The sequence below is a fragment of the Asaia sp. Ae19-3 genome (genome assembly GCF_059801175.1).
On sequence record NZ_JBCHWF010000003.1, the window covers coordinates 15,629 to 34,034 of the forward strand.

Sequence of the window (18,406 nt, forward strand, 5' to 3'; positions counted from 1 at the left end):
TAATAGGACTGCATCAGGGGGCTCCTGGTTGAAAAATAAAATAAATCTGATACGACATTTTTAAATCAGGAAATAATATTAGCTATTTTCTGATTAATATTTGTTGGATGCGAGATGTCTTCGCAGGGTCAGGGTAGATACCCGTTTGTGGGAGGGGTTTGCTTCAGAGGAAGATTGAGGCGGTTTGCATTCTGATCCTGAGTCAGTCCAGTAGGACCCTGTGCTACCTGCCTTGCAACATTGGGCATGAGGTCAGGCCTGCTCCAGCAATCGACCCCGTTCCAGCTTTGCGTGCAATAGGGTTGAGGGGCCGGGGGGCGTTCAGCCGGAGCGCACCAATCTTCACCTTGCTGTATATAGCCAGCATTGCACTCACGTCCGGTCAAATGCCGTGCCACGTCATCCGCCGCACAACCGTTGAGTATCGTGACAAGAGGCACAAGGCCCGCCAAACGCGGTTTTGATAGATGAAGCATAAGCGAACGGATGCCGGTCGAAACGCTCAAGTCGTTGGCTCCGCAGTGATCTTGTCGATGGCGTTCTGATTCCGGGTCGATTCTGTCTGGATCAACTGGAAGGTAAGGTCGTAATCCCGCTGTATCTCAACGAGATGCGTTGTCTCTGAAACCGCGTTGACATTGCTCCCCTCAAGCATGGCCTGATGCAGCTCCGGCATCGCTACGGGCTGAGTGGGGGTTGTCGGCTTAAGGAGATATTGTCCCTCGGCAACTAGTGTCTGCGGGTTTTTCACCGTGACAACGCCGAGCATGCCCAATGCCCCATCGTTTGTGGAGATGGTGCCATCCTTTGCAATCGTGAAATCTTCATTTTCCTGACGCAGTACGAGATTGCGGCCGTTGCGATCAAGGACCGGATTGCCGGATCCGTCTGTTATCGTGCCGTCGAGTCTGCGCGTAAACTGACCGTTACGTGTCAGGCGGACACCCTGCGTGGTGCGTACGGCAAAATAGCCTTCGCCGTTGATCGCGACATCAGTCGCGTTGCCGGTACTGCGCAAAGGCCCCTGAATAAAGTCGCGAAACGTCGCTTTGTCCTGAGCATAGACCTGATCTGTTTCGCCATTGATGTGCCCCGGGCCTTTTTGATGCACGAGATACTGCGAAAACATCTGGCGGGACGTTTTGAAGCCATCTGTGTTTTCGTTTGCAAGATTATTCGCAGTGATTTCAAGGCCGCGCTTCAGGACGTCAATGCGCGAGAGCGCGATATAGGCGGTGCTATCCATGGTGATCCAACTCGACTTTGATCGTGATGTCGGAAAAACAGATATTGATCTCTGACAAAGGGAGGGCTGCCGTCGTCATTTCATCAGATTGATTGTGCGGGTCAGCATCGAGCGCGTTATCTGCATCGTATTGAGGTTGGCTTCGTATGAGTGTTGTGCCTCATGCGTGTCGAGGATCTCGGTCATCGTGTCGACATTGGGCATCTTGACCATGCCCTTCGTATCGGCAGCCGGGTGAGACGGATCATAACGCATCTCGAAATCGGATTGATCTTCGCCAATGTCGCGAACAGCTACCGTAGAAACGCCCGTACTGCGATCAAGCATTTCCTTGAAGGTAATCGTTTTGCGACGATAGGCATCGGAACCCGGCGACGTTCCTGTCGTTTCAGCGTTAGCGATATTCTCAGCTGCCACTTGAAGTCGTTTGGACTGTACCTGCATACCAGCGGCTGAAATGCCGATCGTATCTGAAAAATTCATAACCTACCTCTGTTCGGTCAGTATTATGACGAGCCAAGCGCAATAGAGAACATTGACATATAAGTACTATAGGCGTTTGTAGCTAGGCGCTGCTGATCATCGGTGGCCGTAATTTTCTCGAGCTCCGTTTCCAGATCGACCTGATTGCCATCGATCGAACTGCTGCCGATATCCTTTTTTATACTGCTCTGAGACGTTGAGCCTGCAAGGTGACCAGCATCAGTGCGCGCAAGGGAAACGGAAAGATGGTCTTTCAGAACGCCCGCGAATTGCGGCAAGTCACGCGCCACGTAACCGGGCGTATTGGCATTGGCAACGTTGCCGGCCAGGACAGACTCACGGGACTGGAGCCAGTGCATCCGTTGTGTTGCGAGATCGAGCACATCTGTGCCCGAAGTCGAAGCGGTCAGTTGCGCAGAGGCAGCTTGCAGCATGGTTATCTCGCCATTCCGTTAGCGGCATCATGATGACCGCAAGATTTTTCTGAATATGTGAAGAGTTTAGTGGGGAACCCCTTTTTTGGGAAGCATGTCGCGGGGCTGTAACAAAAAATTTCCGAACTCATATCACGGAGAGGTTTCATCTTCATGAAGGCTTTTGTCGTTCGCAGGACTCTCTCGTAGCACGGCAAACAGGCGTGCATGAGATTCATCGAGAGTGCGGGCGCCGATCCGCTCCGATATCCAGCGTGAAGAAGCGTTATCTCCCGCTCGAGAGGCATCCGAGGCGAGCCGCAACGCAAGGTCCTGTTGGTCTTTTGTCAGGCTCCCTTCGGACGGGATTTCTTCCTTGGCGAGGGAGCGCAGCTCCGTCGTCGCGGACTGCCATTCTCCTTGGCTTTCGTGCGATTGCGCACTCAGAAGGCGGGCATCTTTACCGGGAATGGTCCTGAGCATGTCGAGGCCCTTGGCGCGGTCGCCTGTCGCAATCACAATCCGTGCCTTGAGGATATTTCGTCGGGTCTGCAGCGGTTCAGGCAGGTTGGGACTTTCTGTCTCGTTCAGTGCAGCGAGCGCATCGGAAGGCTTCTGATTGGCAAGAGTGGCTTGCGCGAGAGAGGCGCCTGCGGCCGCTCGTGCCTCTGGTGTAACAAGGGAGGGGATGGCTTGCGAAAGCGCGCTGGTTGCCTCATCCGACAGGCCGAGCGCGAGCATGGTTTCACCATAAGCTGCGAGGAGAGCCGCGCGCTCCTCCCCCGGGGGCAGAGCGGGAATATGGGCCTTGAGCAGGGCCGCATTACGCAGCTGTTGAGTCTTGCTCTGCGCGAGGCTGTCCTCACCGGCAATGCCAGTCAGAGCCTGAAGCAGTAAGGCGTGCCTCAGCGTACTGTAATGAGAAGGATCGCTTTGTGGCACACCCAGATCGATAATCTCAGCGACCTTTTGCCATTGCTTGTCTCGGGCGTAGGCCTCAGCTTGTCTGAGGCGAAGCTGTTTTTCTCTGCCTGCCAGACGCGCGTCGAGGATGAGTTCGTCAAGCGCCTTGACCTGCTGCTCAGTCGTCAGGGTGCCGCGTTCATGATCCAGTGCTATTTTCTCTTCCGTGGCCTTTTCCGCAACCGAGATATTGCGATCGGCCGCGAGCGCCGCGAAGGCGGTGTAGGCACGGTCTTTCTGTCCCTGGCGCTCTGCCGCTATTGCCTTTGCCAGCCGGAATGCTGGCTGGTCAGGCAAAGTGTCGAGCACGGCGAAGTCGCCAGGTGAGCCATGGCGTGCAATTGCTTCCGCCGCGATGGGAAGCAAGACGTCGCGAAGATTTTGCGGGTAGGCGCGCAATCTGTTCATGTCGAGTGCCAGACGATGAAGGCTACGCGTGTCGCTTTGGTCGGTGGCCTCGAGATAAAGTGCACGCCATAGTTGCAGTGCGCGCCGTTGCTGTTCTGGCCATGGGCCGTTCAGCGCGCTGGCATTGGCAGGAGAGCCGGTAAGCAACTCTGTTGCAGCCGCCAGGAACCTGACTTCCGGACGGCCGATTTCTTCGGGATCGTCACGAAGGGCGACAGCGAGAATACCGCGCGCTTCCTTGAATGCGCCCATACTGATGGCAGCGCGTGCCAGATCCAGACGTGCCGCGAAGCGATCGGCAGGCTGAGAATCGGCTGCCTTCAGTAGGCGTTCATGGTACCGTTTTAGAAGAATCTGGTCAGGGAAATCCTGCAGATCGAGCCATTTAAGATCGACATCATTGGCGTACACGGCCTGACCGTCATCTTCAAATTTCTGGCCGTCCCTGTTGAGGAGCAGGCCTGAGGGAACGGCGATCAAAGAAATATCAGGATCGCGCGCAGCGATCACGACGCCTTCGAGTGTCGGCCAGACATCGTATCCCTCTGCTCGACGCATGGCCAGGATACCGCCTTCATCAAGGAGGGAGGTGCCGACAAGAAGGCGGTCACCCGATGCCGGGTCAGCGATGGTCAGAACACGTCCGCTGCGGCGCATCGGATAGAGAATGCCGTCAGTCACCGGTAGGGGATTGATGACATGGTTGTCTTGTGTAGAGGCGCTCGAGGGCTGCTTATCGCTGAGCACCCAGCCTTCTGATCGCTGAGATAGGTATAGGCGTCGCGTATCGGGTCGGCGCAGCTGAATCAGCGTTGCATCAGGCAGTAGGCTGACAGTCAGAGAGGAGAAAAAGCCGGTTCCATGGATAGCCTGCGTTTCCATGGGAAAGGCGTTATCAACAACGATAATAAAGCGGTCACCGCTCTCGAAGGCGGCGATGCCGATCTGCGGCGGGATGGGAAGCAGGATATGGTCCACTTGACCCGACGCGGCATTCGACGCGTCGGATGAGGACGGCGGAGCGCTCTCTGTGGGAGGGCGTGGCCCCGGGGTGATAAGAGGCTTTGTTGCCTTTGACGTGAGCGGCACAGTTGAACTCGCCTGGCGCGCGGGGGCATCCAGCAGTTCCGCGCGCCAGGAGGCGGGTAACCCCTTGGCCAGATCCGCTTGGCTAAGATGCGATTCATCCTGGCCTGTTACACTTGGCGGAATAACAGGCTGCGGTGTGACGGCCCGCGCATCGTGGGACGGAGCATGTCTGTGGGCGTTACTTTGAGGTCGCGCGATGGCGTTTGGATGACCGGCTAACATAAAGCCGACCCCAGCCATGCCGTAGCCAAGGCCGCGCGAGAACGGCGTCGTTTTTTTTGCCCGCAGGAACACTATTTTTTGTTACCAGTCGAGATCGAAACTAATGCGATTTATTGGCAGGATAATATTTTTTCGTGCCGCTGCATGAGGTCGTGCAAGGAAGGTCGTCAGGCAAGAAAATTGACGACCTGCTTGAGCGGGGAGGTGTTCCTTGCGCTCGTATCCGAACCAAGAAAACTGCCGTCAGAAGAAAAGGCGCTTGCGGACGTATTTTCCGTATGGGTGTCAGGGCGTGTATGCCCGGTTCTGGCTGCGCTGTAAGACTCGTGCGAAGTGTTGACAGAAGCCTGACGAAACGCTGCCGAGACCGCCGATGCTGCCGTAATATCCGTCATTTGGTTAGGCCCTTTGAAAAGCGCAATTCGCTAAAATCGATCGGAAACAGACTTTAAATCCATAGAGATGGACCAAGGATTAATTAGATTGAAAAACATTCAGACCCTATTAAAGCGTCTCCACGCCGGCTGGCATCAGCAAAACGGCTAAATTTTGCAACGATAACGCTCATGAGTGCGCTTTGATATCGCCGTGATTAGCATGGAAAAGGCCAACGAGATATATTTTTTTTCAGAATATGTCATGGCTGGCTTTTGTCACACTTCTGTCATGCATTGACCTGGATTGACGGTGCGGGCGGCAGTTTCGAGCACTTTGCGAAAAATTTGCAGCATTTCGCAACAAAGAGGTGGTGCTCATAATGTGAGTGATGTAAGCCTCAAATATGTTTCGGGCATCCTGAGCGGCTGAAGCATCGATTCAATGTAACACAAGTTGCAGAGGGTTGTGAGAAAATAACGATATTATATATTTGTTCAATAATCGAAGATAAAAATAATTCATTCGTATGATTTCGGGCGGTAAGTACAATGCGCGTATTGTGTGTTGGTGAAAATTCGATTTATGGACGACCCAGTGAAGGGCTGTCCAGAGCCGCAGTGGCGGGCTCTCTTTCTCTAGCCACCGGCGAGGCTTCAGGCGTGGTGGAAACGCTGCGGCGGTCGCATTATGATATTATCGTCGTGCAGCAGGCGGCTTCAGATGTGCGGATTATCCGACAGATCCGCAAAGGGAAAATATCCTCTCCCATAGTGGTCATACGCAAGGTGGGCACACCCGAGGGGGAGGTGAATCTCTTCTCGGCAGGGGCCGATGACTGCATTGCCGAGGATGTCGATCACAATGTGCTGCTCGCGCGGCTGCGCGCGGTTATTCGCCGCGCGGGGGGGCATGACAGTCCTACTTTGCATATTGGGCGTATGAGTGTCGGCATCGATCGGCGGGAAGTGCATATCGACAATGCCGTCGTGCCGTTGACCAGAAAAGAATATGATCTGCTCGTTCTTCTGGCGATGCGAAAGACGCAGGTGCTGAGCAAGGAAGTGCTGCTCGACAGTCTTTACAGCGGTGAGGACGAGCCTTTCGGCAAGGTCATTGATGTGATGATCTGCAAAATCAGAAAAAAGATACGGGCGTTCGGTATCCAAGAGCCGTTTACCACGCAATGGGGCATCGGTTATCGTCTGAACGAGGCTGCGTTCAATCCGGTAACTGTTTCGCTGTCCAAAGAAGACTATCGCCTCAGACCATCTGCGCGGGAAAACTGTATCCCTGTTCTCTCAGGCATCAACATGCTCGAAATATCTACTTCGGCAGAGCGTCTCTGATCGGGGCAGACAGTCGTATCTTTGAGGCTCTGGAATACTCCTAGCCCTGCGATATGCCAGAAAATGATTTCTGCGTTCGAAAGTGCAACAAAAACCCGCGACAATTTCTGTCGCGGGTTTTCTCTTGTTGTTCAGCTCTCCGCGGTGGCTGATCCGCCGTTGCTTGATCCTGAAGTCGTGGCTGCGCTGAAATTGGTGATGCTGGACAGCGGAATGGATGCGCGTCCCATTTCCACCTCGAGCTCGGAGCTTCCCTTGTGCACACCGGTCACGGTGCCCTTGATCGTGAAAGGCAAATCGGATGTCGCGCCAGTCGAATCGATCGTCTTGACTGATACGCTGTACGCGCCGTCCGCCAGCTGGTTACCAGAATTATCGGTGCCATCCCACGTCCAGGTGTTGGTACTCGACGCAGCAGCACCGCTCTGGGTCTTGACGATCTTGCCGCTCGAATCGCTGATGGCGATCGCGACGTCCTGACCCTGTGTGGCAGAGAAGGTCAGAGAGGCCTTGCTGTTCTGCAAGGGCAAAGTCGTCGATGTTGCCGTAGCGGTCTGGCCAATCCACTGGCTGCCGGAACTCAGTTGGCTGCTCTCATTCAATGAGATCAGCGATGAGAGTTTGGCATTTGTCTGAACCTGCTGCTCTGTCCCGGCGAACTGCACCAGCTCTGACGTAAAGGAATCCGAACTCATCGGGCTGCTCGGGTCCTGGTGCTGAAGTTGGGTCGTGAGCAGGGTGAGAAACGTTGTGTAATTATTTGCCAGAGACGAGAGGCCAAGGCTTGCAGTTGAGGTCGAATCCGACGTGCTGCCTGAACTTGACGAGTTGGCCGAGGCTTTTGCAGTCGCCTCGGCCGCCTGGAGAAGCTTCGTGTCATTGCTGATGGTCGACGTATCCATGGGGTCTGTACCTTTGCTGAGCGTTGACGGTGATCAGGCCGTGATGTTGATGCGACCCGCCGGCGACTGCGCCTCTTTCGACGGGTGTGAAATGGCAGGGCTCGGCTCATTAATTTGCGAGGCCGGCGCCTGGGGCGATAAGCGAGAGTTGGCGCTATTTCCTTGCTGATTTTGCTGCGGGTTGCTGCCCATAAAGCCTCCGGAGAGGTCGGCTCTTCCGGTATTGTCTTGCTGCGGGCTTCCCTGATGGGAATCGCCGGCATTTGTCGCAGGCGTCACGATGTCGAGCCTCATGGCGCTAGTATCGACCCCGGCGGAGTTCAGGGCCGCGAGGAGCTCTTTTCTGTTCCCTGCCAGATGCTGGGTTGTCAGATCGTCGTCGCTTTGAAGGATGACGCGCGTTGCCAAGCCGCCCTCTCCTTCGAAAATGAGATGCACAGGAGTATTATCCTCTGTCTGCACAGTCATTGAGAGTGTGCTCGGTATGTCGGTGCTTTGGGTGCCGACCGCAGACAGGTCCGCCGTCTGGCTCGGGGCCTGCAGGTTGGCGGTATTCCCCTGTGCAAGGACATGATGAGCTTCTACGCCAATCGATGATGGTTTCGCTGCCACGAGAGACTGAAATTCAGAAAGACCATGGATCGCGCTTGCCAGTTCGGTGACGGTCGTCTTTTCCTGGCTTGTGGTTTCGGGCTGCTTTTCGTCGGGCGAAGAGGAGCCATCCTCAGCCGCAGCATCTCCGGTCGAATTTAGGACAACAGCCCCGTTTGCCGGCGAGGTGGCTTGGGGCGTTGGGGTGAGCGGAGCAGAGTTTGCGGGCTGATCAGCCTCGCGTGACGGGCTCGCTCCGGTGTTTCCTGGGACGTTCTGGATGAGGGCGCTTTGCATAGCGGTTGACATCGGGGTCGGTGGTACGGGCGTCGCCATGGGTGAGGTAGTCGCGTCAGAGAACGTGGACACCGGAGCAACCTGAACGCCCGCATCATGGAGGGAGCTCCAGTCAGTCTGGTAGACAGGATCGGTCGATACCTGGGCGCCCCTGGTGAGAGAGACGTCGGTGATGGTCGCGCCATGGGGAGCCATAAGCCCTGTAATAGGGGGCTTCGAGATCGCGCTGACTTGAGCCGAAGCAGGCTGCTGCGTCGATAGCAATTGTGCTGATGCTGATGCTGATGCTGATGCTGATGCTGCCGAGCCGGATCTGGCGGAAAGGGGGGGGGAGGGGAGAGACGTCGAGAAAAACCCAGAGACCGTCGTGCTCTGTGCCTGGGCTGCTACCGATCCGGAAACAACTGCCAAGACAGGCTGCAGAGTGATCGTGTTACTCAGGGAAGCGCCGGAAGCAACAGTGCTGGTCGAGCCTGAAGCCGTTGCCGAAATTAACGAGGATTGCGTCTGAAGAGAGGCGCCGAAAAACAGGTTCGTCATGGCGAGTGTCTCGGCAAAAGGCGTGACGGTAGAAAGGTTGACCGACGCGCTGATGCTATCGGTGTCGTCGTGGCCACTGGACGAGATCGGGGTTTTCAAGGCTGGGACGGCATCGCTGGAAGAAGGCGCCGCAATTTGCGCCGAGTTGTCAGAGATGATGCTGTCTCCGCCATTATCCGAGTTATCCGGATGGGCGGCATTTGCGGCGGATACGGTCGCATCATTCTCGCGGCTCTTATTCTCGCTTTTCTCCTGCGGCATTTGCGCGGCAGTGAGCTGAGCGCCAAATGATTTTACATGCTTTGGGTCAACGCGTGCCTGATTTGTTTTGACGGCGCCACTTGGTGTGGCTGAGACCCTGTCTCCGCTCGTACTGCGATTCTTGATGCCTTTGACGATATCGTCGGAGAGCGAAAGATTGACAGGAACTCTCATCGACGACCTTTAATGTTGTATTTCCGGTTCATGATCAGGTGGCAGCCTGCGCTTCGGATAGTGCCACATCCAGTTCGAAAAATGTCGGCATAAAATGAGGCGGAATATCCTTCCGGCCGATTTCCGCGCTGACCTGTGGCGGATTTCCCTGCAGATGAGCGACCAGAACGGTTTTGATGATCCCCTGGTAACATCCGTCCTGCACGATCACTGCTTTCAGCCGTGATGCAAGAGGTGAGACAACGCCGTATGCGAGCAATACGCCCAGAAAGGTGCCGACCAGTGCGCCTGAAATCATTTCTCCGAGGATTGCCGGGGGCTTGCTGATGGAAGCCATGGTTTTGATGACGCCCAGAACGGCCGCGACGATTCCCAAGGCCGGAAGGGCATCGGCGATACTCGTCAGGCTTTCCGAAATATGCAGCTTGTCCGTCTCATTCTTGCTGAGTTCGCGACCCATGACCTCGTCCAACTGGTAGGCATCTTCGAGATTGAGGCTGACTAGACGGAGGTAGTCGCAGATCAGGTTGCGTGTTTCTTCATCGTCCCGAACCTGGGGAGACAGGGCGAAGATTGAACTCTCTTGCGGATTTTCCACATGCTCTTCCAAGGCCATCGGACCCTTGGAGCTGGCAAGCCGGGTCAGTCGAAACAGAATCACGAGAAGGCCAATGTATGAGGCCTTGTCATGCTGCGGCCCTTTCAGAACCAACCTGAAATTGTGGGGTAGTTCCTTAAGGGCTGAGAGAGAGTTCGACATGACGAAGATGCCAAGTGCAGAGCCCAGAATGGTCAGTAATTCGAAAGGCATCGAGGCAAGAAGCGGCCCAAGGACCCCGCCAGATGCAGCGAAAGATCCGAAGACGCAAAGCAGGGAAAAGAGGAGCCCTCCGAGGAAAAGCATCTGACAGTATCCGTTTCTATTTCAAATGACGTGTCGTGGTCGGTGGGGCTGCTGTACGAGCAGCGGCAGTTCGTGTGAGAATAGGTGCCCGGAGAGACGCCTCGGTCGTTATCACGGTAATCTGGCTGTTTTAATGGACTGTAACAGGTTTGACCGTCGTGGCGGTTTTTGGGGTGGGGGCGGACCCCTGCATTACCGATGCTGGATGGTCTGTAAACGGATAAAGTCTGTGCATCACGATAACGACCCGTCGGTTGGCAGCAGAGGCGGGATTGGCCTCGTCTGCCAGAGATCGGTCGGCGCCACCTGAAACCTCAAGAATTTGCGTGTCAGGATACCCGCTTTTGACCAGCGCTTCACGTGCGCGATCTGCGCGCAGAGCCGAAAGCGTCCAGTTGGACATCACATTCGTAGTCTTTCCCTTGTAGGGAGCCGCGTCGGTATAGCCGATAATCGAGATACGCTCGGGCATCGGTGAAAGCCATTTGGCAATTTCACTAAGCATGGCGAGGCCAGCCTTGTTCGGCGTCGAGGAGCCCAGATCGAACATTGGTATGTTGTCTGTATCGCGCAACTCGATGCGGATCTCGTTGCGGCCAAAAGAGACATTCAGGTTGGCGCTCTGCGCCGCAAGCAAAGGATCGGATTTGACGGCATTGGTAATATTGCCAGCCATGTTTCGCACGGCGCTTTGTTCTGTCGCTGTGGCGTCTGTACCGATGATGCCGTTTTCTGCGGGTGTAGCGCCGTTTGCCGCGCCGATAGGGACTATCGTGGCGATCGCACTATGTTGCGTCACCCGTTTATATTGATGGGTTATCGGTACGCTGTCGATAGGAGAAGACGAACCGCGATGCGAATCGGGTATCGGCACCGGACCGGTCGTGTCGGAGAGATCATCGTCATCGATACGGTCAAAGCGGGTGCCCGATGTCGATGGAGCCGGTGGATTATCGATTGGCTTGGTCGGTGGGACGGAAGATTTTTCTTCGGCTAGCGGATTGAAGTATGAGGCGATTCCCAATCGTTGCTCATCGGTTGTCGCATTGAGGAGCCACATGACAAGAAAAAACGCCATCATAGCCGTCATGAAATCCGCATAGGCGATCTTCCAGGCGCCACCATGATGGGCCGCGTGATCGCCGCCAGTCTGGCGACGGATAATGACTGATGGTCGGTTTTTCTTCGCCATGTACTCTTACCGCGCCTGTCAGGCGCCTTTGAGATGCATCATACCAAGACGCGAGGCGGGTGTGCCGCTGAAAGAAGCACGGCCGGCATGGGTGAGGGCTATCGAGGTGTCGAGCCAGACCTCGCCACCCAGATCGCGCCAACGCTTGCAGAAGGTGAAGTCCTCGCTCAGATAGGTACCCGTCTCCTGATCGATGCTCCCATCGAAGAGAGCATGACACTCGCCACCCTGATCACCATTGGCGGCGTCAATGCGACGATACGCAGTTTCGGGATAATGCTTGATCATGGCAGTAACAGCCTGGCGGCTGATCATCATGAAGCCAGTTCCAGCGTAATGCGTCCTGAAAAGCGGCCCTTTTTCCCAGCTGGAATGCATTGCATCCGTTTCACCTACGTAGCGAAGCGAGGCGGTTTCCATCGCTTCCCCGCGGTTCAGGTTCTCTTGCGTGCCCTTGTCCCAGAAGCGGTCCTTGATCGGGTAAAGGCCAGCGATCACGTCCTTGTCTGCAGCCAGAAGTCTGGCAGGCGCTTCGGCAGGGAAGCCGATATCGGCGTCGACGAAAAGCAGATGCGTCGCGTCAGAGCGAGTGTAGAACTGATGTACGAGCGTGTTGCGTGCCCGGCTGATCATCGCGTCATCGCCCAGCAGCGAGAGCGTCATCGGGATGCGAATGATGCTCGTGCAGGCAATAATGGATTCCATATATTCCTGCGTGACCATGCCGCCAAAGCAGGGAGTGGCGATGAATATTTTCGCAGGCTGGTTTTCTGTCGGCTGCATGATCTTCCTGATCGCTTATAAGATACGGAATATCCGCAAAAACTGCGGAAAATCGAAAAGACCCGGTAGAGTGGGCTGATTTGCAAGGCTCGCGAATTTAATAGGTTCAAGACGTAAATGAATCGTTGCGCCACTCGCGGCGAGCAAGTTCGTCAAGCTCGGCGCATTCTCGACGTAGCAGCAAATCATTACGCTCTTTTGCTCGACGCTGAAAGACATCTTGCGTGGCTTTGTGGGTGACCGCCGCATGCAGAGCGGCGACACGCGCATTTTCGGCGCCAAGACGCGCCTGCTCGTGCGTTTCACGTGCCTGACCGATCGCATTGAGGCCGGTTGGAAACCAGGCACGGAAATCGTCAAGTTCGCTGCGTCCGATCTCGGCGATCTGCCGCTCCTCCGCCATCGTCTGTTCCGTTTGCTGAAGCTCGACAAGCGCACGCTGTTCGGCTTCACGTATGGTCAGGAGGGTTCTTGCGGCGTTCGTCTTTTCGGTCTCCTGTATCTTGATCAGAGTGAGAAGGGCACGTGTTCGCCGGGTCATCAGAGAGCCCCCTGTGATGCAAGAATATTACGCAGCGCCAGAAAACTGTCTTCCAGCGTTCGGTCTTCAGACCGTGCCTGACGCAGCAATATGTCCAGTTGTGGCGCTATACGCAGTGCCATGTCGGATCGGGCATCGTTACCCTCACGGTAGGCTCCCAACTGCACGACATCCTGAATATCCTCCCAGACCGCCAGAATGGCACGTGCTTCCTGGATCAGATGGTTTTCCTCCACCGAATTGCAGCCGGAAGCGGTTCTCGAGAGAGAGCGCAAGACGTTGATGGCCGGATATCGGCCAGCCTCGGCGATCCGCCTGTCCATCACGACATGACCGTCGAGTATGCCGCGCACGGCATCGGCCACAGGTTCGTTGTGGTCGTCGCCCTCAACCAGCACCGAGTAAATGGCTGTAATCTGTCCTGCAGGCTTGTCTTTGAGCGGAAGGCCGGGCCCCGCTCTTTCAAGAAGGCGCGGGAGTTCTGCGAACACACTCGGGGGATAACCGCGCGTTGCCGGGGGCTCGCCAGAAGACAGGCCGATCTCCCGCAGCGCGTGACAAAAGCGCGTTACGCTATCCATCAGGATCAGGACAGACTTGCCCTGATCGCGAAAATATTCGGCAATCGTTGTTGCGGTGTAGGCTGCTTCTCGCCGCATGAGCGGCGGAGAGTCGGAGGTGGCGACGACCACAATGGCTTTTGCGAGCCCCTCCGGGCCGAGATCATCCTCAAGAAATTCGCGCACTTCGCGCCCACGTTCGCCAACCAGGGCAATGACGGCGACGTCGCAGTCACTGTTGCGGGCAAGCATACCCATCAGGGTCGATTTTCCGACGCCCGATCCGGCAAAAAGACCAAGTCTCTGGCCTTCGCGGCATGTGGCAAAAAGATCGAGTGCGCTCACGCCCAGCGTCAGGCGCGGTCCAAGCCGGGCGCGTAGAGCGGCCTCTGGCGGTTTGGCTCTCAGATTGCAGTCGACGCCCTTGGGCGAAACTGGCGCCTTTCCATCGATCGGACGGCCCATAGGGTCGATGACGCGGCCTATCAGCCCATCATTGAGGGTGAGTGTAGCGCCGGTTTTCAGCTGCCTGTGATTGGTTGCATGGATATGAAACAACGCACGGCATCCAGCACCAAGCCCGTCGAGCGGACCGAAAGGCATTGCTATTGCGCGCTCACCACGAAAGCCGATGATTTCCGCATCGGTACTTCTGCCATCCAGACCGAGGAGAGCGACCCGATCACCGATACCGGTGAAATGACTCATTCCCTCAAGCGTAACAGAAAGCCCGATGACGCCTGCAATGCGCCCTTCGAGAGTCGCGATGGGGAGATCTTCGAGCGAGACATGCGTGCCGTCGGTAATGGCGCGGAGTTCCGCCATCATGTCGGCGAAAAAGCCCCCCTCGGGCGCATGGGGGTCAAGGGGTGACATCATATCGAGAGAGGCTGTGCCGTTCTGGGGGGATATCAAAACAGGGCCGAATAGACACTTGCTGACGATGAGGAGGAATTGTCATCGAAGAGCGCCAGAATGCCCTGTTTCGACGTGTCGCCGCCAAAGAGATCGAGCATGTTCGACGGCGTATCGACTGGTTGTGGATTGATTTGCAGCATTGTGAGATATTGCTCAGCATATTTCTGGATCTGGGCAGGTGTTTTCAGTTTGGTGAAATCTACCTTGCTCGTGAGCATGCGAAGCTGCTGATTGTAATCCAATGCCCCAAAGGTGGATGGATCGTATCCAGATACCGTCTCGACCACTTTCAATAATGTGCTGTCTGACATCAACTGGTTGATTGAGGTGACACTCGCCATTTTTCGCGTGAAGTAGAGCGCATTGCCGACGCCATTATCTGTGTTGTCGTCATTCGTCTCGAATTGCTGTTTCTCATAATCCGAGACGATCTGGTCGACCGAAACGCCATTGACCGTGCTCTTGACCGTAGTGTCTGTCGTCAGAACGGTTTGTGCCGGTTGACTGCTCGTGGAGAGCTGGGGAGGCTGGATTGAGACGGCATATTGTACGCCGTTGACCGTCGCTTTGAGCGTCGGGATGTCGTGCGAGTATTGGCCATTGACCTGAAGAAGATTGCCCGAATCGTCAAATCCCACAGAAATCAGTGTGCTGCTGACATTCGAACCGTAGGGGTCAATGATATAGGCGTTCCAGCTATCCGGTGAGGAAGGATCCTGAGCCCATTTCACAGAGAGATAGGTGCGACCGAGCGAGATATTATTGGCGTCGTTGGTCGACTGGGCAGGATCGAATGGCGCAGTGACATAGGTTTGTCCGGTCCCGCCGAGCGTGCCAAGCGTGGCGGATGGCATGGTCAGTGTCGTGATGGACGAATTGACGTTCTGCAAGCTGACGGCCTCACTGGTGCTGCTCGTCTGATAGCTGTTGCCTGCCATAGCGACGCCGCTCGCAGTGCCAACTGTCCCGATGGCAACCGAGACCGATTGGCCGCTTCCCTCGGCGTCATTCAGTGTGATGGGAAGTGAGAGCCCACCCGAGGCGCTGGCGGCGATTGCCTTGCCGGTCAGCGTATTGGTAGCTGAGGCTAACGTGCCGTCACTGTTGAACGTGACCTGAAATGCATTGGCAGCGACGAGAGCATTACCGTCGGCATCGTAGGCGGACACACTCCAACTCAGAGGATCCGAGCTGCTTTGCAGCCATTTGAGGGCAACCTGATGCGGCGCAGAGAGATCGTCATAGGCCGTGACACTGGGCGACGTGTAGCTCTGCCCTTTTGCGTTGGCCGATGGGAGGGTCGCCGCCATCGTCAGTGTGTTTGTCGGTGTGTAGGTCGTGCTCAGCGCGGTAGAGCCACTTCCATTGATGAAAGTCGTCTGCGACGAACTGCCCTTGTTCTTTCCCCAGACCGCGAACGCATCGGCGAAGGCAAGCCATGTCGCATTCTGCGACGTGCGCGCCAGAGAGGTGCTTGAGGTCGGGTCCTGGGTCAGAAGGTCCTTTATGAGTGCTGTGGCGTTGCTGTACTGACTCATCCCGAATGCGCCGAGAACGATCTGAAGGGACGAGTAATCTTTCAGAAGCGCATCGGCAGAGGTAATGCCGGAGGCTTTTTTCTCGAAGGCCGCCACAGCCTGCTTCGTTACGATATCGGTTTTCGCGTAGTTCGATGCGGCCAGGCTCTCATCCTTTATCGCGGAAAGATAGCTCGCGACAGGAGAGACGTTCGTGATGGCCATTCGACTAATCCTCGAATTTCTGCCCGTTCAGGTGTGGCCGAGCGTTGGGGGATGCCTCATGCTTCCATCTCTGGAAAAGGACAACGCGTTTCTGTGTGGTGAGGGGTGCGGTGCCGCCTGTTGTGCAACCCATTGACGCATGCTGATCCCAAACAGGATTAAGGCAAGAAGGTTACCAAGAGGTTTCCGGATAGGAAAAACTCCCCAGAGAATGCGCCCCTTGCGATCACGAGAAAGCTGCGGATCAGGTGATGGTCTCGATCGTCTTGATGCGCGCGCGCGGATAGATTTCTGCCTGTGAAAGCACCGGCACGGTCGGACGTACGCGCTCGACAATGGACCGCATGGAGTCTCTTACCGTGGAGGAAACAACGATGACCGGTACCTCGCCACTTGCCGACACGGCATTGAAGGCGTCGCGCAATTTGCCGACGAAACGGTTCAGCATCGATGGCGGCATGGCCAGACGTCTTTCATCTCCCTGGCCTGCGATATGGGTCGCGAAATCGTTCTCCCATTCCGGTGAGAGGGTGATCATCGGAATGTAACCACCAGGTCCTTCAAGTCCGCTGCAGATCTGTCGTGAGAGGCGTATACGGACATGACCGGTCAGTGCCTGTATGCCGCGCAGGCCCAGCCCGCTACCTTCCTGGATGCTTTCCAGAATGGTCGGCAGATCGCGTATCGATACCCGTTCGGCCAGAAGCGACTGCAGCACACGCTGCAACGTGCTGAGCGTCACTTGCGAGGGGATCAGATCGCTTACCAGCTTCTGCTGGTCCCGGGGCAATTCATCGAGCAGAGCCTGTGTTGCCACATAGGTCAGCAAATCGGGCAGATTTTGCCTGACCAGTTCACTGAGATGGGTGACGAGCACGCTCGCCGGATCGACTACCGTGCATTTCATCGCCACGGCGCGTGGCTTGAGAGCGGGGGCGATCCAAACAGCGGGCAGACCGAAGGCCGGTTCGGTTGTGCGGTCACCCTCCAGATCCGGAATGCCGCCCGAGGGCGTCATGGCCATCAGGCGGCCCGGACGAACCTCACCGGAACCGATCGTGATCTCCTTAAGTTTGATGACATAGCGCTCAGAGGGCAGAAGGATATTGTCCTGAATGCGGATCGGGGGCGTAATGAAGCCCATTTCGGAAGCTATGGTGCGTCTGAGGGCTTTGATCTGTTCGGTGAGCTGTGCATTGTCGCCATTGGTCATGGGCAAGAGACCGAAGCCGAGCTCGAGGCGCAAAAGATCGAGCTTGAGCACTTCCGAAATCGGGGTTGCGCTCGGCGGCGGCGCATTTTCCGTGACATTGTCTTCAGAAGGGTCCTGCACGGGTACCTTCCAGCGCCACCACGCCGCTGCGCCCGCCAAGCCTGAAATCGCCAGGAATGGCAGCGCAGGCAAACCCGGCATCAGAGCGAAGCACCCTGAAAGTACGGCGGCCATCGCCATTGGCTTGGGATTGCCACCAAGCTGACGCACAAGAGTGACGTCGGCCGAGCCTGCCGTTCCACCCTTGGTGACGACGATGCCTGAGGCAGTCGAGACGAGAAGTGCCGGAATTTGGGAGACAAGCCCGTCACCGACCGTCAGGGTGGTGAAGGTGCTGGCCGCATCGCCAATCGGCATGCCGTGACGAAGTACGCCGATGGCAAGCCCGCCTACGATATTGATGGCCGTGATGATGAGGGCGGCAATGGCATCGCCTCTTACGAATTTGGCCGCGCCATCCATCGCGCCGTAAAATGAGCTTTCATCTTCAAGCTCCTTCCGGCGCAGGCGGGCCGTGCGATCATTGATGGCGCCGGAAGAAAGCTCGGCGTCGATTGCCATCTGCTTGCCAGGCATCGAGTCGAGAAAGAAGCGTGCTGCGACTTCTGCAATACGGCCGGACCCTTTGGTGATGACCATGAAATTTACGACGAGGAGAATGCTGAAAACAATGCCGCCGATGACGACATCTCCGCCCATGAGGAAGCCGCCGAATGCGGCCACCACATGGCCTGCAGCGTAGGTACCCTCGCTGCCATGGCTCAGAATAAGGCGCGTGGTGGCAATCTCCAGCGACAGGCGCAGCAGGGTCGTCAGAAGCAGAAGTGTCGGAAAAGAGGTGAATTCGATCGGGCGTTCCAGAAACAGCGACACCATCAGGACGAGTACGGATGAGGTGATCGACAGGGACAGCCCGAGATCGAGAATGAATGTTGGAAGTGGAATGATCAGAATAGACAGCAGCAGCAACACGCCAATGGCCAGGCCCACATCGGTGCCAGGAATGGCCGCACGCCATGAGGACTTGTAACTGCCGCTGCGCCAAGATTCCGAAGCGCGCGTGGCCTGACTGGAAAGAGCTGAAAAAAGCTTGGTCGTGACAGCTTTGCCGGGATATGGCTTGAGGGCGCCGGGTCCGGGGCCGGAAGAGCCTTTCGCGGTGTCCAAGATATCCGTTTCC

Annotated in this window: 15 protein-coding genes; 1 reads left to right on the forward strand and 14 read right to left on the reverse strand. The window is 56.3% G+C overall.

Annotation, left to right across the window (positions count from 1 at the left end; all coding sequences use genetic code 11):
- Positions 1-502 precede the first annotated feature (502 nt).
- From flgF to AAID99_RS15005, 5 genes are all read right to left on the reverse strand, one after another.
- The gene (gene flgF, locus AAID99_RS14985) at positions 503-1,246 is read right to left on the reverse strand and encodes a flagellar basal-body rod protein FlgF (RefSeq protein ID WP_188424409.1); all 744 of its coding nucleotides are present in this window, start codon (positions 1,244-1,246) and stop codon (positions 503-505) included.
- Positions 1,247-1,321: 75 nt separating this feature from the next.
- Positions 1,322-1,729, reverse strand: coding sequence for a flagellar basal body rod protein FlgC (gene flgC / locus AAID99_RS14990; protein ID WP_188424411.1), 408 nt, complete (start codon positions 1,727-1,729; stop codon positions 1,322-1,324).
- Positions 1,730-1,752: 23 nt separating this feature from the next.
- Entirely contained in the window at positions 1,753-2,163 is a 411-nt protein-coding gene (locus AAID99_RS14995; protein ID WP_188424413.1) for a flagellar basal body rod protein FlgB, read from the reverse strand.
- Positions 2,164-2,295: 132 nt separating this feature from the next.
- Positions 2,296-4,491 (reverse strand): hypothetical protein, encoded by a 2,196-nt coding sequence (locus tag AAID99_RS15000; RefSeq protein WP_498494491.1) that lies wholly within the window; start codon positions 4,489-4,491, stop codon positions 2,296-2,298.
- Between the two features lie 500 nt (positions 4,492-4,991).
- The gene (locus AAID99_RS15005) at positions 4,992-5,219 is read right to left on the reverse strand and encodes a hypothetical protein (protein ID WP_498494492.1); all 228 of its coding nucleotides are present in this window, start codon (positions 5,217-5,219) and stop codon (positions 4,992-4,994) included.
- Between the two features lie 600 nt (positions 5,220-5,819).
- On the opposite strand from AAID99_RS15005, the gene AAID99_RS15010 reads away from it, so the two are divergent.
- A complete protein-coding gene (locus AAID99_RS15010; RefSeq protein ID WP_267312173.1) occupies positions 5,820-6,548 on the forward strand; it encodes a response regulator transcription factor in 729 nt (242 codons plus the stop codon).
- Between the two features lie 131 nt (positions 6,549-6,679).
- Here the strand turns inward: AAID99_RS15010 and AAID99_RS15015 are convergent, their stop codons facing one another.
- From AAID99_RS15015 to flhA, 9 genes are all read right to left on the reverse strand, one after another.
- The gene (locus tag AAID99_RS15015; RefSeq protein ID WP_188424419.1) at positions 6,680-7,450 is read right to left on the reverse strand and encodes a flagellar hook assembly protein FlgD; all 771 of its coding nucleotides are present in this window, start codon (positions 7,448-7,450) and stop codon (positions 6,680-6,682) included.
- 33 nt (positions 7,451-7,483) lie between these two features.
- Positions 7,484-9,313: a hypothetical protein gene (locus AAID99_RS15020; RefSeq protein ID WP_498494493.1), complete on the reverse strand. Its 1,830-nt coding sequence runs from the start codon at positions 9,311-9,313 to the stop codon at positions 7,484-7,486.
- Between the two features lie 34 nt (positions 9,314-9,347).
- Complete coding sequence (gene motA / locus AAID99_RS15025; protein WP_188424424.1) at positions 9,348-10,217, reverse strand: flagellar motor stator protein MotA; 870 nt, start codon at positions 10,215-10,217, stop codon at positions 9,348-9,350.
- A 130-nt stretch (positions 10,218-10,347) separates the two neighbouring features.
- On the reverse strand, positions 10,348-11,409 hold the full coding sequence (locus tag AAID99_RS15030; RefSeq protein ID WP_188424426.1) for a flagellar motor protein MotB: 1,062 nt from the start codon (positions 11,407-11,409) through the stop codon (positions 10,348-10,350).
- Positions 11,410-11,427: 18 nt separating this feature from the next.
- The gene (locus AAID99_RS15035) at positions 11,428-12,192 is read right to left on the reverse strand and encodes a hypothetical protein (protein WP_188424428.1); all 765 of its coding nucleotides are present in this window, start codon (positions 12,190-12,192) and stop codon (positions 11,428-11,430) included.
- 106 nt (positions 12,193-12,298) lie between these two features.
- Positions 12,299-12,733 (reverse strand): flagellar FliJ family protein, encoded by a 435-nt coding sequence (locus tag AAID99_RS15040; protein ID WP_188424430.1) that lies wholly within the window; start codon positions 12,731-12,733, stop codon positions 12,299-12,301.
- Positions 12,733-14,118 carry a FliI/YscN family ATPase gene (locus AAID99_RS15045; protein WP_188425347.1) on the reverse strand — a complete coding sequence of 462 codons (1,386 nt, stop codon included), beginning with the start codon at positions 14,116-14,118 and terminating at the stop codon, positions 12,733-12,735. The genes AAID99_RS15040 and AAID99_RS15045 overlap by 1 nt, the downstream gene beginning before the upstream one ends.
- Positions 14,119-14,204: 86 nt before the next feature.
- Positions 14,205-15,953 (reverse strand): DUF1217 domain-containing protein, encoded by a 1,749-nt coding sequence (locus AAID99_RS15050; RefSeq protein ID WP_498494495.1) that lies wholly within the window; start codon positions 15,951-15,953, stop codon positions 14,205-14,207.
- A 244-nt stretch (positions 15,954-16,197) separates the two neighbouring features.
- Entirely contained in the window at positions 16,198-18,231 is a 2,034-nt protein-coding gene (gene flhA / locus AAID99_RS15055; protein ID WP_229719519.1) for a flagellar biosynthesis protein FlhA, read from the reverse strand.
- Between the last annotated feature and the right edge of the window lie 175 nt (positions 18,232-18,406).

What these genes read in the sequence shown, in the direction of transcription:
- flgF (WP_188424409.1), bottom strand. Translation starts at nt 1,246, where the DNA reads ATGGATAGCACCGCCTATATCGCGCTCTCGCGCATTGACGTCCTGAAG.
- flgC (WP_188424411.1), bottom strand. Translation starts at nt 1,729, where the DNA reads ATGAATTTTTCAGATACGATCGGCATTTCAGCCGCTGGTATGCAGGTA.
- AAID99_RS14995 (WP_188424413.1), bottom strand. Translation starts at nt 2,163, where the DNA reads ATGCTGCAAGCTGCCTCTGCGCAACTGACCGCTTCGACTTCGGGCACA.
- AAID99_RS15005 (WP_498494492.1), bottom strand. Translation starts at nt 5,219, where the DNA reads ATGACGGATATTACGGCAGCATCGGCGGTCTCGGCAGCGTTTCGTCAG.
- AAID99_RS15015 (WP_188424419.1), bottom strand. Translation starts at nt 7,450, where the DNA reads ATGGATACGTCGACCATCAGCAATGACACGAAGCTTCTCCAGGCGGCC.
- AAID99_RS15020 (WP_498494493.1), bottom strand. Translation starts at nt 9,313, where the DNA reads ATGAGAGTTCCTGTCAATCTTTCGCTCTCCGACGATATCGTCAAAGGC.
- motA (WP_188424424.1), bottom strand. Translation starts at nt 10,217, where the DNA reads ATGCTTTTCCTCGGAGGGCTCCTCTTTTCCCTGCTTTGCGTCTTCGGA.
- AAID99_RS15030 (WP_188424426.1), bottom strand. Translation starts at nt 11,409, where the DNA reads ATGGCGAAGAAAAACCGACCATCAGTCATTATCCGTCGCCAGACTGGC.
- AAID99_RS15035 (WP_188424428.1), bottom strand. Translation starts at nt 12,192, where the DNA reads ATGCAGCCGACAGAAAACCAGCCTGCGAAAATATTCATCGCCACTCCC.
- AAID99_RS15040 (WP_188424430.1), bottom strand. Translation starts at nt 12,733, where the DNA reads ATGACCCGGCGAACACGTGCCCTTCTCACTCTGATCAAGATACAGGAG.
- AAID99_RS15045 (WP_188425347.1), bottom strand. Translation starts at nt 14,118, where the DNA reads ATGGCGGAACTCCGCGCCATTACCGACGGCACGCATGTCTCGCTCGAA.
- AAID99_RS15050 (WP_498494495.1), bottom strand. Translation starts at nt 15,953, where the DNA reads ATGGCCATCACGAACGTCTCTCCTGTCGCGAGCTATCTTTCCGCGATA.